Source organism: Leclercia adecarboxylata (assembly GCF_006171285.1).
Taxonomy (GTDB): Bacteria; Pseudomonadota; Gammaproteobacteria; order Enterobacterales; family Enterobacteriaceae; genus Enterobacter; species Enterobacter barmai.
This window is the reverse complement of the sequence record NZ_CP040889.1, coordinates 1,254,583-1,278,289: the sequence shown is the minus strand read 5'-3', so window position 1 is coordinate 1,278,289 and position 23,707 is coordinate 1,254,583. Positions and strand designations below refer to the sequence as shown.

The 23,707-nt window shown below is 53.1% G+C and carries 20 protein-coding genes and 3 pseudogenes; 11 read left to right on the top strand and 12 right to left on the bottom strand.

Features of this window, described 5'->3' with window-relative positions; genetic code table 11:
• Positions 1 to 89: 89 nt before the first annotated feature.
• From tnpC to FHN83_RS07825, 3 genes and pseudogenes are all read right to left on the bottom strand, one after another.
• Positions 90 to 1,653 (bottom strand): annotated as a pseudogene (tnpC, locus tag FHN83_RS28945) (IS66 family transposase).
• A gap of 30 nt (positions 1,654 to 1,683) precedes the next feature.
• Positions 1,684 to 2,027, bottom strand: a pseudogene (gene tnpB / locus FHN83_RS07830) (IS66 family insertion sequence element accessory protein TnpB).
• 875 nt (positions 2,028 to 2,902) lie between these two features.
• Positions 2,903 to 3,199 carry a helix-turn-helix transcriptional regulator gene (locus FHN83_RS07825; protein WP_017384073.1) on the bottom strand — a complete coding sequence of 99 codons (297 nt, stop codon included), beginning with the start codon at positions 3,197 to 3,199 and terminating at the stop codon, positions 2,903 to 2,905.
• A gap of 854 nt (positions 3,200 to 4,053) precedes the next feature.
• Between FHN83_RS07825 and FHN83_RS07820 the strand changes: the two genes are divergently transcribed.
• The 5 genes and pseudogenes from FHN83_RS07820 to FHN83_RS07795 all read left to right on the top strand — a co-directional run.
• Complete coding sequence (locus FHN83_RS07820; RefSeq protein ID WP_139563620.1) at positions 4,054 to 4,410, top strand: P-loop NTPase fold protein; 357 nt, start codon at positions 4,054 to 4,056, stop codon at positions 4,408 to 4,410.
• A 5-nt stretch (positions 4,411 to 4,415) separates the two neighbouring features.
• Positions 4,416 to 5,324, top strand: coding sequence for a P-loop NTPase fold protein (locus FHN83_RS07815; RefSeq protein WP_176556485.1), 909 nt, complete (start codon positions 4,416 to 4,418; stop codon positions 5,322 to 5,324).
• Positions 5,325 to 5,429: 105 nt separating this feature from the next.
• On the top strand, positions 5,430 to 6,950 hold the full coding sequence (locus tag FHN83_RS07810) for a hypothetical protein (RefSeq protein WP_139563618.1): 1,521 nt from the start codon (positions 5,430 to 5,432) through the stop codon (positions 6,948 to 6,950).
• A 555-nt stretch (positions 6,951 to 7,505) separates the two neighbouring features.
• Positions 7,506 to 7,835, top strand: coding sequence for a hypothetical protein (locus FHN83_RS07800; RefSeq protein WP_000140246.1), 330 nt, complete (start codon positions 7,506 to 7,508; stop codon positions 7,833 to 7,835).
• Between the two features lie 114 nt (positions 7,836 to 7,949).
• Positions 7,950 to 8,960: pseudogene (locus FHN83_RS07795) on the top strand (DUF3362 domain-containing protein); the annotation flags it as partial.
• Positions 8,961 to 9,050: 90 nt separating this feature from the next.
• Here the strand turns inward: FHN83_RS07795 and dkgA are convergent.
• Positions 9,051 to 9,878: a 2,5-didehydrogluconate reductase DkgA gene (gene dkgA / locus FHN83_RS07790; protein WP_039031794.1), complete on the bottom strand. Its 828-nt coding sequence runs from the start codon at positions 9,876 to 9,878 to the stop codon at positions 9,051 to 9,053.
• Between the two features lie 105 nt (positions 9,879 to 9,983).
• Positions 9,984 to 11,147, bottom strand: coding sequence for an alcohol dehydrogenase (yqhD, locus tag FHN83_RS07785; protein ID WP_138370221.1), 1,164 nt, complete (start codon positions 11,145 to 11,147; stop codon positions 9,984 to 9,986).
• A gap of 194 nt (positions 11,148 to 11,341) precedes the next feature.
• Here yqhD and FHN83_RS07780 point away from each other — a divergent pair, with 194 nt between their 5' ends.
• The gene (locus FHN83_RS07780) at positions 11,342 to 12,238 is read left to right on the top strand and encodes an AraC family transcriptional regulator (protein WP_139563615.1); all 897 of its coding nucleotides are present in this window, start codon (positions 11,342 to 11,344) and stop codon (positions 12,236 to 12,238) included.
• A 57-nt stretch (positions 12,239 to 12,295) separates the two neighbouring features.
• On the opposite strand, the gene yghB is transcribed toward FHN83_RS07780, so the two are convergent.
• Both yghB and metC read right to left on the bottom strand, forming a co-directional pair.
• On the bottom strand, positions 12,296 to 12,955 hold the full coding sequence (yghB, locus tag FHN83_RS07775) for a DedA family general envelope maintenance protein YghB (protein WP_139563614.1): 660 nt from the start codon (positions 12,953 to 12,955) through the stop codon (positions 12,296 to 12,298).
• Positions 12,956 to 13,096: 141 nt separating this feature from the next.
• On the bottom strand, positions 13,097 to 14,284 hold the full coding sequence (metC, locus tag FHN83_RS07770; protein ID WP_039031798.1) for a cystathionine beta-lyase: 1,188 nt from the start codon (positions 14,282 to 14,284) through the stop codon (positions 13,097 to 13,099).
• 251 nt (positions 14,285 to 14,535) lie between these two features.
• Here metC and exbB point away from each other — a divergent pair, with 251 nt between their 5' ends.
• Both exbB and exbD read left to right on the top strand, forming a co-directional pair.
• Positions 14,536 to 15,267, top strand: a complete 732-nt coding sequence (gene exbB / locus FHN83_RS07765; protein ID WP_039031799.1) for a tol-pal system-associated acyl-CoA thioesterase — start codon at positions 14,536 to 14,538, stop codon at positions 15,265 to 15,267.
• Positions 15,268 to 15,273: 6 nt separating this feature from the next.
• Positions 15,274 to 15,699: a TonB system transport protein ExbD gene (exbD, locus tag FHN83_RS07760; protein ID WP_039031800.1), complete on the top strand. Its 426-nt coding sequence runs from the start codon at positions 15,274 to 15,276 to the stop codon at positions 15,697 to 15,699.
• 118 nt (positions 15,700 to 15,817) lie between these two features.
• On the opposite strand, the gene FHN83_RS07755 is transcribed toward exbD, so the two are convergent.
• The 3 genes from FHN83_RS07755 to FHN83_RS07745 form a co-directional block, all read right to left on the bottom strand.
• A complete protein-coding gene (locus FHN83_RS07755; protein ID WP_139563613.1) occupies positions 15,818 to 16,714 on the bottom strand; it encodes an SDR family oxidoreductase in 897 nt (298 codons plus the stop codon).
• 131 nt (positions 16,715 to 16,845) lie between these two features.
• Positions 16,846 to 17,298 (bottom strand): cytoplasmic protein, encoded by a 453-nt coding sequence (locus FHN83_RS07750; RefSeq protein WP_139563612.1) that lies wholly within the window; start codon positions 17,296 to 17,298, stop codon positions 16,846 to 16,848.
• Entirely contained in the window at positions 17,291 to 17,695 is a 405-nt protein-coding gene (locus FHN83_RS07745; RefSeq protein WP_039031803.1) for a hypothetical protein, read from the bottom strand. The genes FHN83_RS07750 and FHN83_RS07745 overlap by 8 nt, the downstream gene beginning before the upstream one ends.
• A gap of 105 nt (positions 17,696 to 17,800) precedes the next feature.
• On the opposite strand from FHN83_RS07745, the gene FHN83_RS07740 reads away from it, so the two are divergent.
• Positions 17,801 to 18,304 carry an ESA_00282 family adhesion-associated protein gene (locus FHN83_RS07740; protein ID WP_039031804.1) on the top strand — a complete coding sequence of 168 codons (504 nt, stop codon included), beginning with the start codon at positions 17,801 to 17,803 and terminating at the stop codon, positions 18,302 to 18,304.
• A gap of 78 nt (positions 18,305 to 18,382) precedes the next feature.
• The gene (locus tag FHN83_RS07735) at positions 18,383 to 18,871 is read left to right on the top strand and encodes a TIGR00645 family protein (protein WP_039031805.1); all 489 of its coding nucleotides are present in this window, start codon (positions 18,383 to 18,385) and stop codon (positions 18,869 to 18,871) included.
• A gap of 74 nt (positions 18,872 to 18,945) precedes the next feature.
• On the opposite strand, the gene FHN83_RS07730 is transcribed toward FHN83_RS07735, so the two are convergent.
• On the bottom strand, positions 18,946 to 19,986 hold the full coding sequence (locus FHN83_RS07730) for an aldo/keto reductase (RefSeq protein ID WP_139563611.1): 1,041 nt from the start codon (positions 19,984 to 19,986) through the stop codon (positions 18,946 to 18,948).
• Positions 19,987 to 20,069: 83 nt separating this feature from the next.
• Here FHN83_RS07730 and yghX point away from each other — a divergent pair, with 83 nt between their 5' ends.
• Positions 20,070 to 20,957: a YghX family hydrolase gene (gene yghX, locus FHN83_RS07725; RefSeq protein ID WP_139563610.1), complete on the top strand. Its 888-nt coding sequence runs from the start codon at positions 20,070 to 20,072 to the stop codon at positions 20,955 to 20,957.
• A 49-nt stretch (positions 20,958 to 21,006) separates the two neighbouring features.
• Here the strand turns inward: yghX and FHN83_RS07720 are convergent, their stop codons facing one another.
• Positions 21,007 to 23,589 carry an autotransporter domain-containing protein gene (locus FHN83_RS07720; protein ID WP_255296511.1) on the bottom strand — a complete coding sequence of 861 codons (2,583 nt, stop codon included), beginning with the start codon at positions 23,587 to 23,589 and terminating at the stop codon, positions 21,007 to 21,009.
• Positions 23,590 to 23,707: the final 118 nt, after the last annotated feature.

Here is a 23,707-nt window from a genome sequence, read left to right as displayed (position 1 = left end):
GAATTTCGCCAGTCATGACTTTGCTCCTGCATTTTATTAACGGAAAAGAATAAGTGATTTGTAGCGTTAAGTGAGCGCCGTATTGACGGCTATTTATTGGTGAGATCTACGTTCCATGGCAGCAGTTCGGCCACTTTGTTGATGGGCCACTCCGGCAATACGCTCAGGATATGGCGAAGGTAACCCTCTGGATCGATACCGTTCAGCCTGCACGTTCCGATCAGACCATACAGCAGGGCACCACGTTCACCACCATGATCACTGCCGAAGAAGATGTAGTTTTCTTGCCCAGACAGACCGCTCGTAGCGCTCGCTCAGCAGCGTTATTATCCGGCTCTGCCAGACCATCATCGCAGTAGTAACACAGGGCATCCCACTGGTTCAGTGCATAAGCGAACGCGCCTAACCGGGATTTTTTCGACAGAGTGGCACTTTTCTCCACCAACCAGTCATGCAGGGATATCAGCAACGGTTTACTTCGGGACCGTCTGGCGGCCAGCCGCTGAGATGCCGGAAGGCCGCGTACTCTTCTATCGCGTATAACTCACTGATGCGCTTCAGAGCCTCCTCTGCTGTGGCCGTCCGGGTGCTGATATAGACGTCATGGATTTTGCGCCGCGCATGAGCCCAGCATGCCGCTTCTGTCAACGGGCCACCTTCACGCTCTGCGCTGAACAACCTGTCGTACCCTGCGAAGGCATCTGCCTGCAGCACGCCATGATAGTGCCGAAGATGTTGCTGAGGGTGTTTCCCCTGTCGGTCCGGTGAAGGCGAACCATGCCGCTGGCGGATCTGATGAACCCGCGCTTCTGTTATCACGGACATATGTCCAGATACGCCCGGTTTTCGTCTTCTTTCTGCCCGGCGCCAGCACGGGCACCGGAGTGTCATCCGTATGCAGTTTGCGGCAGTCCATCACGTAGTGGTAGAGGGCTTCATCCAGCGGGGCCATTAACCGGCAGCACGCATCCACCCAGTTGGAGAGCAGCGCACGACTCAGATCCACACCCTGACGGGCAAAGATTTCGCACTGGCGATACAGCGGCAGGTGTTCACAGTGGCCGTTAACACGCGGGCCAGCAGACCCGGCCCGGCGATGCCCCGGTCGATAGGACGTGAGGGCGCTGGCGCTTCAACGACGCAGTCGCATCGGGTACAGGCCTTTTTCACTCTGACCGTGCGGATCACTTTCAGGGCGCTGGAGACCAGCTCAGTTGCTCCGCGCTGACTTCGCTGAGATAGGCCATATCACTACCGCAACCAGACAGCTGGTTTCAGCTGGCTCCAGTCTGTTTATTTCGCGGGGAAGATGTTCCGGTAACGGGCGACGATGACGGGACTGGCGCAACTGACGCGGAACCTGCTGATCATTGTCCCGGCCGTTGTAACGATCGCTTTGCTGCTCCTGCTGTTTCAGCAGGGCTTCGGCTTCTTCGACCTGCCGGCGTAGCTTTTCTGAACGGGTACCGAACAGCATTCGGCGCAGTTTTTCTATCTGAGCCCGCAGATGTTCTATTTCACGTTCTCTTCTTCTGCGCGGGCCAGCGCCGAACGCAGGAACGACTCAGTCTCAGCAACGAGACTGAGCTGGCTGTCTTTCTGGCGAAGCGCGTCTTCCAGCGCAGCGATACGGGCGAGATAGTCCTGACTCATGACCCCATTTATAATGCGGTCATGCGCTTTTTACAACATCGTCAGTGAGTTAAGGCGTGCAGTTTTAGGTTGCCGCCAGTCCAGCTTATCGAGGAGCATGGCGAGTTGTGAGCGGGTGATGGCGATTTTGCCGTCGCGTACAGCAGGCCAGACGAACTGTCCCTCTTCCAGACGTTTGGTAAACAGACACAGACCGTCAGCATCAGCCCAGAGGATCCTCACGGTGTCACCTTTACGACCACGGAAGATAAACAGGTGGCCGGAGAACGGATTGTCATCAAGAACATGCTGGACCAGTTCGCCCAGACCATTGAAGGACTTACGCATATCGGTGCAACCAGCCAGATACGAGTGCCTGACGGTAAGGGTATCATCGGCTCCTCCCGCTCAGCTCGCGGATCAGCGTTTTCAGAAGTGCAGGTGATAAATCCCCGGACAGACGCAGGCTGGCACCGCCGACAGTCACCTCGCATGTCATGGCCTCGCGGCAGGCTGGAGCGGCGGATTCATAGTGCGGCTCAGCATGGTGTGACAGGACCATATCAGGCAAGACAACGGGGATAACAGAGTCTTGCTCTCTGATTGACCGTTGTATTTCATCGGGCAGAAGATGTCTGTAACGCTGGCGCCGGTAAACAGCAGATTGTCATTAATTCCATTATCCCGCGCCAACCGGGCAACACAGGCTCGTGCTGATATGACTTTTCGACGAGAGCCAGCTTAAAGTCCATTGAGTAGGACGCCCGCGCCCTGCGGGGCTGAAGAGTGTTTGACATTGATAGAGTCCATTAACGTTAATAAGAGGACTCTATCATCGTCAATCGTTAGTAATCGCAACAGGCGGCAGTGGCTTGACGCTTACAGTGATTTTGCGCGGAGGCTTCAATCAGTTTATCCCCGGCGGTGACGAGGTGGCCACCTATGCCGACTGGACAGGGGACTGACTATTGCCATAACGCCATCGCAGGTTGCTTCAGTAAACCTGCTAATCCCGTACAATGGCGAATTCGCTATATCCGCTTCTCGCACTTAGCTGCCATAAATCGGCCAGGCAATCACAGGTCATTTCTGTCTCGCAAAGAAGGTGCCGTTTCTGCTTTGCGTTGACACCCCTAAATATTAGAATTAAAAGGAGAGAGTTACTGGAAAAAGGCAGCGGAGGCAGTGACAATCGTGGCTTGAAGCCACTACTCGATGGATGCGGACATGTAGTTGGCGTCATTCGACAAAACTAGCAAACTTCTAATAGTCACCATTTCTCCCGTCTGGCGGGAGTGCTGTCAAATGCCCCCCTCATCTCTGTGTGGGAAATGAAGGGTGAAGGGGAAATAGATGACAGCGTTATTTCTACGCCCAGAATACTGAATACCTTGTACAGACGATCAATACTGGCGCTAGCAGGGTTTGCTTCCAGGCGGGCATAGGTTTGCTGCGTTACGCCAAGCCTCTCAGACACATCTTTTTGCGTGAAGCCCTTGATTTTGCGAAACCCGATTAGCACAGGTCTGAGCTGGTTCAGCGTTTTTATCGGGAACTGATTATTCATAAGTGACCTGCCTCGCAGACTGAGTAGGGAGTACCGCCCTGTAATACAGCAGGTAAGGTGTATTTTGTGTTATACAGACTATAGGCTGTAAAACCTTTATTGAAAAGATGCTGATGTTCCAGGGGCATGCCGAGCATGGACGATTTTCTGCGGGGCGGTATTTCGCTACGGGGGAGATTGCGTTCGGGCAATGTACCGGTGTAAAAAACGTCAATTTTTCAAAACCGCTGTTATCGGGATAAGCTGAAAACTCCGAAGGCAGACACAGCCACGAATAATGTCAGACTTAAGCTCTGTAGCTGTCTTTTTTGCCTGTAAATAACGTCTAGTTTGACTCTGATGAAGGCTGTACCGGCAGAGAACATGTCACTCTCGGGGCCGGATGATAAAATGTGTTCAACTGGCTGGGCAGGGTAATAGCGAAGAACGTTCTCTGAAATTCGATTCAGCTCAGCGTAACGTGCGCTGTAGGTATGTATAATCCATTGCATCAATTTTGCATCCGTATTATTCGCAGATTACACACAAGAAGCTTAACAATGGCTGAAAGAGTGAGCAGGGATATGTAACAAAAACAAGGGCTTCAAGATGAACTGGATAAAACCGGAGCAGAGCAAGCCCTGTTCCGGTTTGTCAGGCTTTGGAATTTCTTCCGCCCCTGCAGCTAGTCACAACAAACACATTAATGTTTTCATTGCTTCAATTCAATATTATTGTGTGAAAGGGATTCCATCGAAATCGGCTTATGCATGCTTAAAACTAAACTGCCCCGGCTGCAGTCATTTGGTTGCTGTGGGCTCTGTACTGTGTCTAATAGTGAAAGAATCTTACGTTATAACGAAGGAAATTGCTGAATGACTCTACGATTGCAGACGGAATCACCCGCTGACCAGGATATGTTTAGAGGCAGCAGTCATGAAAAAGTTGCAGAGAATGTGGCTCAGATCATCAGGACACCTGATGTCAATATTATTGGTCTGGAAGGTGAGCTGGGTTCAGGTAAGTCAACAATATTGAAGTTCCTGCAGAAAAAGCTTAAAGATGATTTTACGTTCATTAACTTTGATGCAGAACGTTACCATCATGGCTCAACTAAAAAAGCGCTTATCGATGTCATCCACCACGGGGTCAGCCTACAATGTCCGGGCTCCCGGAAAATCTGGCTCTGGGTAACATCGTTGAATACGACAAGAGGGTCAGCAGCAGGCTAAGCTGGTTGACCGTTTTTATTTTACTGTCATTGCTTTCCGTGCAGATGCTTCGTTATGTGCTAACAGACCTTAATCAATATTTTACTAACAAGGAGTCATTATTAGGGTGGCTTTTTTATGTTGAGGTGGCCGCGTTTCTTTCTCCTGCCATTATGGTCGCAGGACTGGCATGCCTGCAGAACATGGAATGGTACAGAAAGAAAGGGTATTCGAGTATTGGTGATTTGTTCAAACGCAACAGTACTGACAGGATTGAAGAGACTTGGCTAGTTAATAAGGAGGTCGGAGCTATTGAGCTGGCTGAAGCTCTGCAGGGATTTACCTCCAAAGAGGTCATTTCCCATGGAGATCGCTTCATCCTTATCATTGATAATCTGGACCGAATCAGTGCAGACAAAGTGAAAGAGCTCTGGAGTGATATGGAGCTTATTGCCGGAGCCACTCATGAACACTTCAGGATAGTGGTGCCCTATTCGGCAAGACAGGTTTCAGCCTCACTTTCTGTGGCGGGTTTCAGCGGGCGTGAGTTTATTGCAAAGCGGATTCCTGTAAGTTTTCAGGTTCCTCCTCTTATTTCGGCAGGATGGCAGGAAGCGTTAAGGCAGTACTGGAAAGAAACAGTAAATGAGGATGCAGGGATAGCGTGCCGGGAAGCAACGGTGTTGCTTGAGCGCTGGAAACCCTCTGAGTATCCTCGTATCACACCGCGATTAATGAAGAAGTTTGTTAATGATATTCATATTCTGAACCTTACCGTTCCTGCAACAGAAGATCATCGCCATATTCTTATTGCTCTCTACTTACTGGTGGTCAGATACGGGGAGCGAGATATTAAAGTATTACTTCGCGATCCCAAAGCTAGTCAGACCGAACCCGGTATTGCTCGGATGATTTTGACGAGATGCTCTCGCTAACTTATCAACAAATATCCCGAATTTTTAATAACGATACAGAAAGATGGAGCGAATTTCTGATGAGCATCCACTATCAGTCCACGGTGGAGCTTGCCGGGGAGCGAGTTGCTTGATACGCCTCTTAAAGACGCGATTGGTGCTATAAATATCCCACGGCTTGAAGAACTGACGGCCTTGTGGGGTTTCGCTGAAGCATGGCAGCGAGTGGCACCACATATTCAGATGCGAGACTGGCTGGTTTCTTATAGCCGGATGGATGAGAAGTGTCAGGCTCTCGCCGAACCGCAACTCAAAGTCGCAGTGCAAATGCTGAATCAGAGTTATGCTGTTTCACTCAGAGAAAAGAATGATGAAGGTTTCGTATTGAGTCTGCAGAAACTGATGGCTGACGGGCGGATAAGCCTAGAGCCTTTCGTCGAAAGGCAAATATCGTTTATTGTGAGTAAACTTGATGAAATTCAGGATTCAGAAAAATTGGAGGCTGAATCCACGAAGACGTTGCTGCAGGAAGCTGATTCATACTCTGTTCTGGCCGGTGAATCACTACTGAATAAAATGGAGAATTTTGTAGATGGCGTATTTTATGTGGAATACCTTGTCAATAATGAAGAGACCTTGTCAAACCTGAAAATTGGCACACTAGATATCGGAAATCACGGTCGGGAGGAGATGTTACGCTATGGAGCTGAGCAACCTCAGATAGACCTTTTTAATCCGGGAATTATCCGGCATATCAATATTGCATCGAAGGCGGTACAGAACGTAATTGGAAAGAATGATGGTACAGGTGGGGCTCAGGTTAGCTCTGCAATAATGACGCTTAAAAATCGTCAGGTTGTTGAGGACGTTATCCATTTCAGAAAAATTGTTCTGAGCCCGGACTGGAATAATAATGTTTTAAATCAATATTATCTTAATAATACGGCGACGAGGAATCTCTTCCCTGCGGAATTTGCTGCACAGGCTGTTGCTCACATGGTGCTCCATGGTAACTATGCCGGTATCGAGTCGTACAGTGAACATATTGGTGAGGAACGGTTTGACCTGGCTTTGGCTGCATATCTTCGTTATCTACGTACTGCCGAGAGTATCTTTATAGCACTTAAGGATAAAAATGTTCTGCCGTACATCAAAAATGCTGTTGGCAGGATTGTTGATTTAGGTCTTCTGGTGAATATACCTGTCCTGAGCTTTGTTAAAGGTCAGTATGACGTCATCAAAGAAGCTACAAATGCAACCTCTCTTTTAATATTTGTGCGAGAGCGTCAAAAAGCACTGTCAGAGAAAATAATTGAGTCTGATGTGAATGCTATGGGTCCAGTATTTCTCCATGACGTATATCAGTCAGGTGAGCAGTTTGATATTTTGAAGAAAAAGCTGAACGCCCTGGCATGTGGAGTATTTAGTTCTTCTGAAAGGCTTATTGAGTGTTTTACGGTTCTTCCTGTGAACATGCGCTTTATCCTTGAACAAATGCAACTTCAGGGGCAGCATATCCGGATGGAAGGTAGTGTGGGTATCTTTGCATCATGGTTCCGTGATGCAGAGCCAGACGTTGTCACAAATGCCGAGAACATTCATTTTCTGTGGTCTTGCCTCGACGATACCCAGAGAGACTGTACTTGATGAGTTGCACGATGTCTTACTTGAAAGACATATTCGTATTGACAGCCGTATTGCGATTATTACCCGTTTTCATAATGAGTTGTCGTTTATTGAACCTGAGAAGGCCGTTGAACGCAGGGCTATTGCGGCGCTGTTTAGCGCTTCTGTTGATAATGTATTATTGTCTCAATGGCTTGACCGTCAGACGTTTTCATTTTCATCATGGTCTCCGGAGGACGCCCGTACGGCAACGAGTTGTATAATGAATAACTCGGAGATTTTTCCTCTCATCTGCAGGAATTCACAGTATATTAAAAACAGAATGTTACCAGAGAAAGCGGACGTTACAGAAGATAGTGATACGTTTCCGGACTGAGTTCGTTCTTTAAATCCTATACCTGAAGACCACAGCGGTGGTCTTTGGGAGTTTTATTGCCTGATATACATTAAGCATGTTATATCTTGCTAAGAAATAATCATTCAGGGATTAATCATAACTACTGAAGTTATGTTGTGTTCTTTTCTTTTAAAAATAAATTATTCAGATTTATTTTCTATTGATTTAATGAGGTAGGAATGACAGAAAGTGCTTTGCTTTTGCGAGAGGCATTTAATGAATCGGTTAACTATATGACATGGTCTTTTTATTCACTGATAACTGCTTACGTTTCGATGGCTTTTTATGATAGAGTTGAGGTTAAGACCCGAATAAATAATTATCTGAATAAGTTACTTTTCGTGATTGCTATGTCCGTTTTTATCCCAAATATGTACTTTGTTTCAATGGTGTTCAGTCAGAAGTTAGGCACCGCAGCTGGCGTTGCGTCATTCATTATTGGGCTACTTTTCATGATGTTAAACTCGGCACCTGTAATTACTGGTATCGTACAGCAGCGCAAAGATTGAGTTTTATGAGTATAGTCAGTTGGGTTTTCATCTGTTTTATCAGACTTAGAAAAATGAAATCTTTCAATTCATTGATTTTAAACGCAAAAAAATTTCTAAATGATCAGAATTATAGGGTGCTCGCTCTGTTCGATCACCGAGCACGAAGGGCGCATTATTCAGAGCCGCTCTGAAGACTCCATCGTCAACGAAATCGAAGCCATTCGCGACACGGTCCCGGGCTTTACCGGCGTGATCTCCGATCTGGGTGGCCCGACGGCCAACATGTACATGCTGCGCTGTAAGTCGCCGCGTGCGGAGCAGACCTGCCGTCGTTTGTCGTGCGTCTATCCGAGCATTTGCGAACACATGGACACCAACCACGAGCCGACGATCAACCTCTACCGTCGCGCCCGCGATCTGAAGGGCATCAAGAAGATCCTCATCGCTTCCGGCGTGCGTTACGACATCGCCGTGGAAGATCCGCGCTACATCAAAGAGCTGGCGACCCACCACGTGGGCGGCTACCTGAAGATTGCCCCGGAGCATACCGAAGAGGGGCCGCTGTCGAAGATGATGAAGCCGGGGATGGGCAGCTACGACCGCTTCAAAGAGCTGTTCGACACCTACTCGAAACAGGCCGGGAAAGAGCAGTATCTGATCCCGTACTTCATCTCCGCGCACCCGGGGACGCGTGACGAAGACATGGTCAACCTCGCCCTGTGGCTCAAGCAGCGCCGTTTCCGTCTGGATCAGGTGCAGAACTTCTATCCGTCGCCGCTGGCCAACTCGACCACAATGTATTACACCGGCAAGAACCCGCTGAGTAAGATTGGTTATAAGAGTGAGGATGTGGTGGTGCCGAAGGGTGACAAGCAGCGTCGTCTGCACAAAGCCCTGCTGCGTTATCACGATCCGAAAAACTGGCCGCTGATCCGCCAGGCGCTGGAAGAGATGGGTAAAAAGCACCTGATCGGTTCCCGCCGCGACTGCCTGGTGCCTGCGCCAACGGTTGAAGAGATGCGCGAAGCGCGTCGCCAGAACCGCAACACGCGTCCGGCCCTGACCAAGCACACGCCGATTGTGCACCAGCGTTCGAACGGTGGGGCAACGGCGAAGAAGAGTGTAAAACGCAAGGCCGGTTAAGCCTGAAAAAATGCCCGGTGGCGCTAGCGCTTACCGGGCCTACATAATTGAATACCCTCTCCCCTATGGGGAGAGGGCAGGGTGAGGGGATTACCCGCCAAACTGGTCCGGATCCGGGCCTAAACGCTTGCCTTTATCCAGCTTCGCAATTTCACCCAGTTCGTCTTTATCCAGACGGAAATCCCAGACGTTGAAGTTTTCCGCGATGCGCGATGGCGTAACGGATTTCGGGATCACCACCAGTCCGCAGTCCAGATGCCAGCGAATGACAATCTGTGCCGGGGTTTTGCCGTACTTGTCGGCCAGGTCGCGGATGATCTTCTGATCGAACACCCCTTCACCGCCCTGCGCCAGCGGGCTCCAGGATTCAGTCTGGATCTTGTGGGTCGCATTCCAGGAGTGCAGCTGACGCTGCTGCATCAGCGGGTGCAGTTCAATCTGGTTGATTACCGGGGCGACGCCCGTCTCATCAATCAGTCGTTGCAGATGGTGGACCTGGAAGTTACAGACCCCGACGCTCTTCACCAGCCCGGCTTTTTGCAGGTCGAGCATCCCTTGCCAGGCCTCGACATAGTGATCGATAGCCGGAACCGGCCAGTGCATCAGGTAGAGATCGACAAAGTCGAGCTGCAGCTTGTCCAGACTCTCCTGCAGGGCTTCTGCCGGACGCTTCTGGTCGTCGTTCCACAGCTTGGTGGTAATGAATAACTCATCGCGGGGCAGGCCAGCGCTGGCAAGAGCCTTGCCGACGCCGTCTTCATTTTTGTAGGCGGCAGCGGTATCAATGGAGCGATAGCCGACTTCCAGTGCTTTGTGAATGGCGGAGACGACCTCGTCGTTACCGGCTTTCCATACGCCGAGCCCCAACTGGGGCATTACGTTGCCGTCCTGAAGCTTGATTACGGTTTGGTTTGCCATTTTTCCTCCTTCATTGGACATCCACCAGGGGTAATCCCCCGGTGGCGTATGTGCATTAAGCCTGGCCTAAATGCCGAAAAACGAAAGGCAATCGCGTAAAATCGCTTAGCGCGCGGCCTCGTAAATACGGCGGCTGACGTCGAGGGTAATGTCGTGATGTTCGCCGATTTGTGTCATGCCGTGCTCTTCGAGTTTTGCCAGCAGGGCAGGGATGGAGCTCCCGTCCAGGCCGTAGCCGGAGAGGCGCGTTGGCACGCCAAGCTGCTCGAAGAAGTTGCGGGTAGCGGCAATGGCGGCATCGATGCGCTCATCTTCAGAACCGGCGGTAATACCCCAGACGCGCTCAGCGTACTGCAGCAGTTTGCCGCGTTTGGTATCGCGTTTTTCGTTCCACAGCGCAGGCAGTACCACCGCCAGGGTCTGGGCATGATCGAGGCCGTGCATCGCCGTCAGCTCGTGGCCCAGCATATGGGTTGCCCAGTCCTGCGGCACGCCGGCACCAATCAGGCCGTTCAGCGCCTGAGTCGCGGCCCACATCACGTTGGCACGCACCTCGTAGTTTTCTGGCTCCTGCAGCGCCAGCGGGCCGTCTTCGATCAGGGTCAGCAGAATGCCCTCGGCGAAACGATCCTGAATTTTGGCGTTCACCGGATAAGTGACGTACTGCTCAACGGTATGAACAAAGGCATCCACCACGCCGTTCGCCACCTGGCGCGGCGGCAGGGTGTAGGTGTAAACCGGATCCAGCACCGCAAATACCGGCTGCACGTGCTCGTTCATAAAGGCCTGCTTGTCGCCGGTGGTTTTACGAGAGATCACCGCGCCTTTGTTGGACTCGGAGCCGGTAGCCGGGAGGGTCAGCACGGAGCCCATCGGGATGGCGCTTTTGATGTCGCTGCCGCCGGTTTGCAGGATATGCCACGGGTCGATGTTTTCATCGTAGTGGGCCGCTGCGGCGATAAACTTGGTGCCGTCCAGTACGGAACCACCGCCTACCGCCAGCAGGAAGGTGATCTGCTCTTCACGGGCGATTTTCACCGCGTTCATCAGCGTTTCGTAAGACGGGTTTGGCTCGATGCCGCCAAACTCACGCACGTCCAGACCTTCCAGCGCGGAGTAGACCTGATCCAGCACGCCATTTTTCTTCACGCTGCCGCCGCCGTAGGTGATCAGCACGCGGGCATCGGCCGGGATCTGCTCGCGCAGGTCGGCGATAGCGCCTTTACCAAACAGGATGCGGGTCGGGGTATGCAGATTGAAATTGTTCATTGTTCGTTCCCTTTGGTGGGTGAAAAAACGGGGCGGCCACGGGGCTGCCTGATGGTGCTCATTGTGGCGAGCGCACAGGTTTCTCTCAATGCACATTCCTGCCGTTGTCTTGCCCATTTCTACACAGTACTGGAGAAAATAAGTAAAAATGCGCACACTGCAGGTGTCGGAAAACAACCCCTGAGTGAGAGAAGATGAAACGTGACGCGATCTGTCAGCAGCTAACGGAACAAATTAACAGGCTGAAAGATAATGAAAATAATCTCGACACCCTGCTGCCGGACGTTCGCCTGCTGTACGGCACCCAGCCCTACGCCCGCACTCCGGTGATGTACCAGCCGGGTATCATTTTTCTCTTTTCCGGCCACAAAATTGGCTATATCAACGAGCGCGTCTTCCGTTACGACACCAACGAATATCTGCTCCTGACAGTACCTTTACCCTTCGAATGTGAAACCTTCGCGACAGAGACGGTCCCGCTGGCAGGGATCCGCTTAAATATTGACATTCTGCAGCTCCAGGAGCTGCTGATGGACATTGGCGAGGATGAACTGTTTCGCCCGTCGATGGCGGCGAGCGGCATCAACTCCGCCACCCTGACGGATGAGATCCTCTGCGCCATTGAACGACTGCTGGATGTGATGGAGCGCCCGCTGGATGCGCGCATTTTGGGCAAGCAGATTGTGCGCGAGATCCTCTACCACGTCCTGCTCGGGCCGGGCGGCGGGGCGCTGCTGGCGCTGGTCAGCCGTCAGACCCACTTCAGCCTCATTGGCCGGGTGCTAAAGCGCATCGAGAGCCAGTACACCGAAAACCTGAGCGTGGACCAGCTGGCGGCCGAGGCCAACATGAGCGTGTCGGCGTTCCACCATAACTTCAAATCGGTGACCAGCACCTCGCCGCTGCAGTATCTCAAGAGCTACCGCCTGCACAAGGCGCGCATGTTAATGATTCACGACGGCATGAAGGCCAGCGCCGCCGCGCTGCGGGTGGGGTATGAGAGCGCCTCGCAGTTCAGCCGTGAGTTCAAGCGCTACTTTGGCGTAACGCCAGGGGAAGATGCGGCGCGGATCAGAACAATGCAGGGGTAGGGTGGGGGTCAAATTCCCTCTCCCCTGGGGGGAGAGGGTCAGGGTGAGGGGATTTTTTCAGGCGCTGCAGTACTTCTTGCGGATCACCACCACAATCGTCCCCAACAGGCCCGCCACCAGCAGGAAAATCGGCAGGATCATCAGGAAGGTCATGACCTGATCTTCATGATGTTTCACAAAGGGGATCATATTTAACGCGTAGCCGAGCGTGGTCACCACGCCGACCCACAGCAGGGCGCTCAGCCAGTTAAAGAACTGGAAGCGGCGGTTAGAGAGCCCGGAAATGCCCGCCATGGTGGGCAGCAAGGTGCGGACAAACGCCAGGAAACGCCCGGCCAGCAGCGCCAGCAGGCCGTGGCGATCGAACATGCAGGTCGCCCGCTGGTGGTATTTATGCGGCAGCTGCGCCAGCCAGCTTTTCACCACCCGCGTATTGCCGAGCCAGCGGCCCTGCAGATAGCTGAGCCAGCAGCCCAGGCTGGCGGCCGAGGTGAGGATCACCATGGTGGGAGTGAAGTCCATGACCCCTTTACCGATTAACGCGCCTGCCAGCAGCAGCAGGCTGTCGCCCGGTAAAAAGGAGGCGGGCAGTAACCCATTTTCCAGAAACAGCGTGGCGAACATGACGAAATAGACAATCCCAACCACGTGCGGGTCCGCCAGTGCTGCAAAATCGTGTTGCCAGAGTGCAGCGATAATATCTTGAATAACAGCCATGGGCTTTCCTGTGGAACAGCATTTATAAGGCTATTGTACTCCCTATTTCGCCTGCGGGCTTTGATCGCAGGCGCAACAAATCAGACTTTTCTGCAGGGATTGTGGAGAAAAGTGTCCGCGGAGTGTTTTTATCGCCCTGCGCTATTCGATTCGCGCAAACCCGGCTTCCAGATCGGCGATTAAATCGTCGACGTTTTCCAGGCCGATATGCAGGCGGATCAGGGTGCCGGTAAAGTCCACTTCACCGCCCGGACGCAGGGCCGCAATCTGCTCTGGCTGGTTGGGTAAAATCAGCGATTCAAAGCCGCCCCACGAATAGGCCATGCTGAACAGCGAGAAGTTGTCCAGATACGCGGAGAGTTCGTCGTTGCTCAGGCGCTTATTGAGCACAAACGAGAACAGACCGCTGCTGCCCGTAAAGTCACGTTGCCAGAACTCATGCCCGATGCTGCCCGGCAGCGCCGGATGATTAACGCGCGCCACCTGCGGATGCTGCGCCAGCCAGCGGGCAACCTGCAGGCTGCTTTCATGATGCTGACGCAGGCGCACGCTCAGGGTGCGCAGGCCGCGGCTGGTCATGTAGGCGGTATCGGCATCCACCATCTGGCCCATCAGATAGGCATTCTCACGCAATTGCTCCCAGCAGCGGGCGTTAGAGACCGCAGTGCCGATCATGCCGTCAGAGTGGCCAATCAGGTATTTGGTCGCCGCCTGGATAGAAATATCGATACCAAAATCGAGCGCCTTAAACAGCACGCCCGCCGCCCAGGTGTTATCGATCATGATGATGGCGTCCGGCGCTTTGCTGCGCACCGCCTCTACGATGGCAGGCACGTCATGCACTTCCATAGTGATGGAGCCCGGCGATTCCAGGAATACAATTCGGGTATTAGGCTGGATCAGTTCGGCGATCCCGGCGCCAATCTGCGGGTCGAACCAGCCGGTGGTGACGCCCAGCTTGCTGAGGATTTTGGTGCAGAAGTCCTGGCTTGGCTCATAGGCGGTGTTGGTCATCAGGATATGGTCGCCCTGCTCGACGAACGCCAGAATGGTATTCGCTACCGCCGCCGCGCCGCAGGGGAACAGCGCGCAGCCCGCGCCGCCTTCCAGCTCGCACATCGCTTCCTGTAACGAGAAATGGGTTAGCGTCCCGCGACGTCCGTAAAACAGCTCGCCGTTGGCCCGGTTGCGGGTGGCGTGCTTTTTCGCTTCGACGGTATCAAACACCAGCGACGAGGCGCGCTGGATGACGCTGTTCACCGAGCCAAGGGTATATTTCTTACTGCGTCCCGCCTGGACGAGGGTAGTATCAAGATGCTTCTCTTTCATATCTGCGCAACCTGTTTTTATACGTCTGGACGTCCACACTATCACGAAAGTAAAAATGGTCACGTCAACGCTCACTGGTTCAGCGGAAAATTTTTTAAAATTTGTTTCCGGGAAATTTTTCCTGCGTAAGCGCAAGGAAAATGAAACGAATTTACGGCACTATGTAAATACTAATGAGAACTACTATCAATTCGACGCTGTTTTGATATTATTATGCTCAGATTTTGTGATTTGTGTCCTGGAGATACCGAGTGGGTAATAATTTGATGCAGACGGATCTCTCCGTCTTGGGCATGTATCATCATGCCGACATCGTGGTGAAGATTGTCATGATCGGCCTGATTCTGGCGTCTGTCGTCACCTGGGCTATTTTCTTTAGTAAGAGCGCTGAGCTTATTTCGCATAAGCGTCGTCTTAAGCGCGAGCAGCAGCAGCTGGCCGAAGCCCGCACCCTGAATCAGGCGAGCGACATGGCTTCTTCCTTCCAGGCGAAGAGCCTGACCACCCAGTTAATCAACGAAGCACAGAACGAGCTGGAACTTTCCGCAGGCAGTGAAGACAACGAAGGTATTAAAGAGCGTACCGGCTTCCGCCTGGAGCGTCGCGTTGCGGCTATTGGCCGTCATATGGGACGCGGCAACGGCTACCTGGCGACCATCGGTGCTATTTCACCGTTCGTCGGTCTGTTCGGTACCGTCTGGGGCATCATGAACAGCTTCATCGGCATTGCCCAGACGCAAACCACCAACCTCGCGGTTGTGGCACCCGGCATCGCCGAAGCGCTGCTGGCGACGGCCATTGGTCTGGTCGCGGCCATCCCGGCGGTGGTTATCTATAACATCTTCGCCCGTATGATCGGCAGCTACAAAGCGACCCTCGGCGACGTTGCCGCTCAGGTTCTGCTGCTGCAAAGCCGCGATCTGGATCTCAGCGCCAGCGCTGCGAAGCCGGTCCGTTCTGCTCAGAAATTTCACGTAGGTTGATTCGCCATGGCAATGCGTCTTAATGAAAATCTGGACGATAACGGCGAAATGCACGAAATCAACGTGACGCCGTTTATCGACGTCATGCTGGTTCTGCTGATTATCTTCATGGTTGCGGCGCCGCTGGCGACCGTGGACGTGAAGGTGAATCTGCCTGCGTCATCCAGTCAGCCGCAGCCGCGCCCGGAAAAACCGATTTATCTGTCCGTTAAAGCCGATAAATCCATGTTCCTGGGTAACGATCCGGTGACTGATGAGTCGGTGATCCCGGCGCTGAACGCCCTGACCGAAGGCAAGAAAGACACGACGGTCTTCTTCCGTGCCGATAAAACGGTCGACTACGAAACCATGATGAAGGTAATGGACACGCTGCATCAGGCGGGTTACCTGAAGATAGGTTTAGTCGGCGAAGAGAAGACAGTGGCTAAATAAACAATTACGGCAACCCTTGGGTTGCCGTAATTGTTTTTGCCGGGTGGCGCTACGCTTACCCGGCCTACATGCGAAACGTAGGCCGGGTAAGGCGAAGCCGCCACCCGGCAACGAACAACTATCCCAGATGTTCCCCACCGCACACGCCGTGCACTTCTGCCGTCACGTAGCTTGATTCCTGACTCGCCAGATAGACGTACACCGGCGCCAGCTCCGCAGGCTGCCCTGCGCGCTTCATCGGGGTCTGCTGACCAAACTGCGGGATCTTCTCCTGGGTCTGGCCGCCGGAGATTTGCAGCGCCTTCCAGATGGGCCCCGGGGCCACCACGTTGACGCGCACGCCGGTCTCCGCTACCTGTTTTGCCAGCCCGCGGCTGAAGTTGAGGATCGCCGCTTTGGTTGAGGCGTAGTCCAGCAGGTGCGGGCTCGGCTGATAGGCCTGAATCGACGAGGTGGTGATGATGCTCGACCCGGCAGGCAGCAGCGGCAGCGCCTCCTGGGTTATCCAGAACAATGCCAGCACGTTTACGGCATAGGTCTGCTTAAACTGCTCGGTGGTCAGATCGGCAATCTTCTCCACCGCCACCTGCTTACCGGCCACCAGCGCCAGCACGTCCAGTCCGCCTAGTTCCTGATGGGCTTTATGCACCAGCGAGCGGGCAAATTTTTCATCACTCAGATCGCCGGGAATAAGCACCGCCTTGCGTCCGGCCTCTTCAATAAGCTGCTTAACCTGTTGAGCGTCCTCTTCCTCGGCGGGCAGGTAGTTGATGGCAACGTCTGCGCCTTCACGCGCGTAAGCGATGGCGGCAGCGCGCCCAATCCCGGAGTCGCCCCCTGTCACCAGTGCCTTACGATCCTGTAGTCTGCCGCTGCCTTTATAGGTTTTTTCGCCGCAATCCGGCACCGGGTCCATTTTGCTCTGTACGCCGGGCGCAGGCTGTTTCTGCTGCGGATACTCACCGGTGTAGTACTGGGTGGTCGGATCCTGAATTTTGCTCTGAGAATTTGCCATTGAGGTTCTCCTTGAGGGGTTAATCAGACCTTAAGTTTAGGAGAATCAACTGGGCTGTGAGGATCATTCAGGATAATCCTTAAATGAATCGGGCGGAGCGGAAACAGGCGGTGCGGCAGGTTTGTCGAGGATTACGGCTTTTGCGGGGGAACGTCAGCTTTGGCGGCCAGCATGTCTTCATTCAACGCCACGGTCGTCACGCTGGAGGTGCGATAGCCTTCATCGGCCAGCTTGCGTGTGACGCGCAGGGTCGCGGTTTCGCGTGCCAGCAAATATTGATAATTGGTTTCCAGCCGCGCCAGTATTTTCTCTTTTAAGTCGGGACGTTGTTCCATGATGACGTTTATTGCCGCGCCGTAGATCTCTTCTTTTACCTGCAACGGATAAATTTCCCGGCGATTCTGCCATTTCAGGCGTACCAGACCGGCCGGAATGGAGAGCAAATCTTTTGCAATGCGTTGTATTTCCGCGTTTTTAATCTCTTTTAGCGCGGTAAGGTTTTGCTCTAAGATAAATTCATCGCTTTTTTTGTCATCTAAAGCTAAATAAACGTTGTTGTTATCAACATCCTTCACGTTATTCATCCTCTAGCTTATAAAATACGGGCGTATTTTTCTCGCAGGTAATTAGGTTCAACCAGATTTCATTACCGGCCTCGTTAATCTCATCGGTTTTTTCCGCCAATATTTGACTTAGTGCCTGCGCGTCTATTTCCCCCTCCGCCTGCAAATCATTCAACAGGCGGGCAAACACCTCGATTTTAATGACGCGAAATAACCGGTCTTTAATATGCCGATCGTGCTCTTCGAGCAACATATTGCGGGAGTTACCGGTACGGGTAACACCAATTAATATATCCGGCGCGTAATCAGCGAGTGTTCTTTTCCCCTTAGTGAAATTGGCATTGCTTTCTGCTTCTGGCGGTTTCGGTTCCACGGAAGAAATGTGAAACTTGGCCGGGACCAGATTGTCGGGCAACATTTTATATTTCCTTTAATTTCAACGGGGTAGGGTTGTCTGGAGTGTGAGATTCGTTGACAATAACATGAGGCAAATTTAAAATCAAAAAAAATGGAGCCTGCCTATATGAACAGCATTTTTTATACTGTCATTACTTTGTTATTGCTTACTGCCGTGGTTCTTTTATTGATGCGCGAGTTCAATAAAAGCAGCGATGCAGAGAGCGCGCATGTCCCGGCCCCGCCGGAGCGGTTGTCAAAAGAAGAGGGCGAAGACCATTTTTCAGTGTTAATGAATGCGATTACGCCAGTATGGTACTGGCGCGTTAATCATGAATATATTGATTTCCTCCATGCCACAATTAAACGAATGAATATGGTGGAAATAAATAGCATTCCTGACCTGTTTGAAGCTCAGCGTCGTTGCAGCGATCTTAACTCTGCGGTGTATAAATATTACGACAATATCAAGAAGCGCTGCCTGAACGGTGAAAAAGTGTCGCACTCGGATCTGGAGGTAATGAACCTGCGCCAGTGTTTTCGCGAATTCAGCCTTGAGGCCTATCCGTCGCTGGTGGTGCTGGTGTGGCCGGAATATCAGCGCCCGGTAATAAAGCCCGATCAGGTATAGGGTCTTTGTTTAGTTGTTGCAAACAGTTTGGACCCTTGCGATATACTGCGCGCTGGTTTCGTTTGCAGACAGGACTTTATGGAACGCTTTTTTGAAAACGCAATGTATGCCTCCCGCTGGCTGTTAGCCCCGGTCTATTTTGGCCTCTCGCTGGCGCTGGTGGCCCTCTGTATTAAATTCTTCCAGGAAATTTTTCACGTCCTGCCGCATATTTTCAGCATCGCAGAATCCGACCTGATCCTGCTGTTGCTGTCGCTGGTGGATATGACCCTGGTGGGTGGCCTGCTGGTGATGGTGATGTTCTCGGGTTATGAGAATTTCGTCTCGCAGCTGGATATCTCCTCGGATAAAGAGAAGCTGAGCTGGCTGGGTAAAATGGATGCCTCGTCGCTGAAAAACAAAGTGGCGGCGTCGATTGTGGCAATCTCTTCCATTCACCTGCTGCGGGTGTTTATGGATGCCAAAAATATCCCGGACAACAAGCTGATGTGGTACGTGATTATTCACCTGACCTTTGTGCTGTCGGCGTTTGTGATGGGGTATCTGGATAAGCTGAGCCGCAAATAAGTTAAAAACGCCTGATGGCGCTGCGCTTATCAGGCCTACGGGCCTCTCTCCCCATCGGGGAGAGAGGAAAAAACTTACTTATCCGACGACGCCTGCCACAAATTCAGCTGCCCGTCGGCCACGTGCTGGTCAATCCGCTGCAGCTCTTCTTCGCTAAAGTGCAGATTATTCAGCGCCTGCACGTTCTCCTCCAGCTGCTCCGTCCGGCTGGCACCAATCAGCACCGACGTCACGCGTTCATCCTTCAGCAGCCAGCTCAGCGCCATCTGCGCCATCGTCTGCCCGCGCGCCTGGGCCATCTCGTTCAGCAAACGCAGGCTGTTCAGGTTGGCTTCGGTGAGCATGTTTTCCGTCAGGCCGCGCACCTTTTTGCCCTCGCGCTGCATGCGGGAGCCGTCAGGAATGCCGTTCAGATATTTTCCGGTCAGCAGCCCCTGGGCCAGCGGCGTAAAGGCGATGCAGCCCGTACCGTTGGCGGCCAGGGTGTCCAGCAATCCGCTCTTGTCCACCCAGCGGTTAAGCAGGTTGTAGGAAGGCTGATGGATAAGCAGCGGGATCTTCCACTCGCGCAGCAGCTCCGCCATTTTCTGCGTCCGCTCCGGCGAATAGGATGAAATACCGACGTAGAGCGCTTTGCCGCTCTGCACCGCCTGCGCCAGCGCAGAGGCGGTCTCCTCCATTGGGGTGTTTTCATCTACCCGGTGTGAATAGAAGATATCCACGTACTCCAGCCCCATCCGCTTCAGGCTCTGATCGAGGCTGGCGAGCAGGTACTTGCGTGAACCGCCCGCACCGTACGGGCCAGGCCACATGTCGTAGCCCGCTTTGGTGGAGATAATCAGCTCGTCGCGATAGGCTGCGAAATCGTCGCGCAGCAGGCGGCCAAAATTTTCCTCCGCGCTGCCCGGCGGTGGGCCATAGTTATTGGCGAGATCAAAATGGGTGATGCCGCAATCGAAGGCTTTTCGCAGCAGGGCGCGCTGTGAGTCGAGGGCGTGGACGTGGCCGAAGCTGTGCCACAGGCCGAGTGACAGGGCGGGTAAGCGCAGGCCGCTTTTACCGCAGTAGCGGTACTGCATCGTCTCGTAGCGGTCAGGGGAGGCGTTCCAGGGCATGATGTCTCCTTTCTTAGTGATTGATTTTCGAAACAGCGTTTCTATTCTATCCTTAGTTCGTTCACAATTCATGGAGATATGCGATGACGCGTATGACCGCCAAAGACTTTCCTCAGGAATTGCTCGACTACTACGATTATTACGCTCACGGCAAAATCAACAAACGTGAGTTCCTCAATCTGGCGGCCCGCTATGCGGTTGGCGGCGTCACGGCGCTGGCGCTGTTTAATATGCTCAAGCCCAATTACGCCCTCGCAGAGCAGGTGAAATTCACCGATCCCGATATTCTGCCGGAGTACATCACCTATCCCTCACCGGACGGGCATGGCCAGGTGCGCGGCTATCTGGTGAAACCGGCTAAAGCCACGGGCAAAGTCCCGGCAGTGGTGGTGGTCCATGAAAACCGCGGCCTCAATCCGTACATTGAGGACGTGGCCCGCCGGGTGGCAAAAGCGGGCTACATCGCCCTGGCGCCGGATGGCTTAAGCTCGGTGGGCGGTTATCCCGGTAACGACGAAGAGGGGAAGATCCTGCAGCAGAAGGTCGACCCGACGAAGCTGATGAACGACTTCTTTGCCGCGGTCGGGTTTATGCAAAAACACCCGGACGCCACCGGCAAGGTGGGGATCACTGGCTTCTGCTATGGCGGCGGGGTCTCTAATGCCGCAGCGGTGGCCTGGCCGGAACTGGCCTGCGCCGTGCCGTTCTATGGCCGACAGGCACCTGCGGCGGATGTCGCCAAAATTAAGGCGCCGTTGCTGCTGCACTACGCCGAGCTCGACAAAAATGTGAATGAAGGCTGGCCGGCTTATGAGGCCGCGCTGAAAGCGAACGGTAAAGTGTATGAGGCGTACATCTATCCCGGGGTGAATCACGGCTTCCACAATGACTCCACTCCGCGCTACGACGAGCCTGCCGCAGAGTTAGCCTGGAAACGGACGTTGGGGTGGTTTGAAAAGTATTTGAGTTAACCCGCGTGAAAATACCCGGCAGCCTCAGGCTACCGGGTATGCGTGGTCATCAGAAGCTGTAGCTCATACCTGCCTGAACGCTGGCGTCGTTATCAACATCGCCCGTGCCATAGTAAATGCCGGTATTCAACGAGAAGTTGTGTGCGATAGTGGCATTCACGCCCGCCCCAAACATTCCCATACTGTTGTTATGGCCTTGGGTATTGTGATAATCCGCGGCCTGGATATCGGTATCATCGCTGAACTCTTTCTGCACTCGGGCATCCACCCAAGGCATGATCTGCACGTTTTTGTTCAGATCGGTCAGGGTGGTGGTCAGACGCAGACCCGCGCCGCCGTTCCAGGAAGAGACCTGGCTGTCGGCAAAGGTCACTTCTCTGTCGGAGAAGCCGTTAGCTTTGGTCTGATCCCAGCCGAGGATGGCATACGGTTGCAGCACGGTTTCGCCTGGCAACAGCACGTTCACCCCGGTACGAGCCTGAGCCATATACAGGCTACCATCGGTGGAGCCGTGCAGCGCTTCGGTCATTCCGCTGGTGTCGCCGGTGACGTTCTGCGCAGAGAGGGAATAGCGCATATCGCCATAGCTGAAGCTGGCATCGGCGAACAGTCCCCACTGACGACCATTCAAGGCCTGCTGCCAGCCGCCGTACAGGCTGTAGTAGTTACCATAGACGGTGTCCTTGAAGCTGTCCGGGCCGTTGGCAGTATCTTCAACGCGGCTGCGGGTCCAGGCCAGCGCCACGCCTCCGGTTACACTGTCCCCGTTAGCGAGGTATGCCGTCCAGTCAACGCCGCCCTGCGCACCCTGAGTGATGCTCTTGTAATCCACATCGTTGCTGAAGTTACCGTTCTGATAGAGGAAATCTCCCCACAGCTGGGCCCCTTCCTGCTGTTCACCCGTCAGGCCAGCAAAGTGCAGGCGATCCAGATGGCTGGCGATGTCATCGGTGACCTGATGGCCCGCCTGTTCGGCCGCATCCAGCCCGGCGACTAACCCCTGGACATCGCTGGCCAGGGCGCCGCGTGAGCTACTAAAGACAATATTCCAGTTCTGGCTACTGTCAGCGGTGAGCAGGCCCTGCGGCGCAGAATCAGCGGCCACAATGCTCAGGTCATTGTTGTAGTTGTAAGCGGCGCTGCGGTTTTCAACCTGCTGTTGACCGTTGCTGAAGGTTGCATTGGCGGCCGTTTGCGGCGTGGTGGTTGCCGTCGTGGTGGTAAAGGTTCCCAGCACGATATTTTGCTGATTGATCGCCGAAGAGGTGATGTTATTTACCACTACAGCGTTACGGGATCCGGTGATCTGGCCGAAGTTAACCCGGCTATCGGTGCTCATGTTCACTTCGGCATTGCTACCCGTCGTGTCGGCGGTCAGGGTGGAGCCGTTTTGCAGACTCCATGTGGTTGAATCGTTAATGTTGTCGAGAGTGATGCTGTTGTCGCTGGTGGTATTCACCGTTTCAAACTGATTAATTTGCCCGGAAATAGAGCTACCGGCATCCATCGACAGGGTATCGTCGCCATCCCCGCCGGTGACATTGCCGGTGACGTGGGAATCATTCACCAGGACCACGGTGTCATTTCCTGCGCCGGTCGTAATATTGCCGTCAACGTTAGCACCGTTTTGCAGGGTGATGGTGGTATCGCCGCTATTCTGGCTGGTGTTCAGGTCGCCATTAATGGTGCTGTTATCCACCAGCAGGGTATTGGTGGAGTTCCCGTCCAGCGTAACATTGCCGTTCACGACGCTGTTATTAGTGAACGACAGATTGGTCTGGCCTTTTTCGTTAATGATGCCGATGTCACCGGTTACGGTACTGTTATTCAGTGCCAGCGTATCCTGAGTAGTACCGTACATTGCCACTGCCAGGTCGCCAAAGGCATCAACGTTGATATTCTGGAAGGGCTGGTACTGGCTCAGTGTTTCTACGATGGTATCGAGCTTTTGCGCCACCTGACTGTTCGTTGCGTCCACGGTGGCGTTAGTCAGGGTAAGGGAAGTGTCTGATTTGTCACTGCCGACGTAGATGCCGCCATTATCCATGATGCTGTCGCTCATGGCGATGGTTTGGGAGCCCTGGCCAGCGCTGATAATACTGCCATGCAGTGCGCTGCCGTTGCTGATATCCACATTGTGGTAGCCCGCATCGAGCGGATCGAGATAAATGGCGGCGCCCATCATATAATCTTTGTCTCGCTCATACGTCCCGTCGCTGTTCTGGCCGTTCAGGGTGGAGTCGTTGACATTGATCGTGGTATTAGTGGTCTTTAATGCAGCACCTGCTTCGATCATATCCACTTTGGCATTATTGGTGACGTTAATATTCACGGTGCCGCCATTGCTTCCCTGAATATAATGACCTGACATGTCAGTGCCTGTCACCGTTAAGGTCTGCGTATCTCCGGCTTCACGGTGGCCATCCATATAAATATTGGTTGCCGTTTCATTCGCCATAACGGCATCAGTGACGCCCGGGTCCTGATAGAAATTACCATCTTTATATTCTTTCAGGCCGCAGGTCTGGGTGGTGTCGCCATTCTGGCAAGGTGTAGCAGGGGTCTCGCCTGCCTGAGCAGCAAACGAGGCAAGCGACAGTAACACACACTGTGATAACAGGGTTCTTTTCATAGAAATACGCATTTGTTCATCTCTTATAAGCGGATCAAAGTGCACTCTTTTTAAACCACATATGCGTAATTAAGAACTTTCTGGGGTGAAAAGGATGTAATGAAATTTGAAATGATAT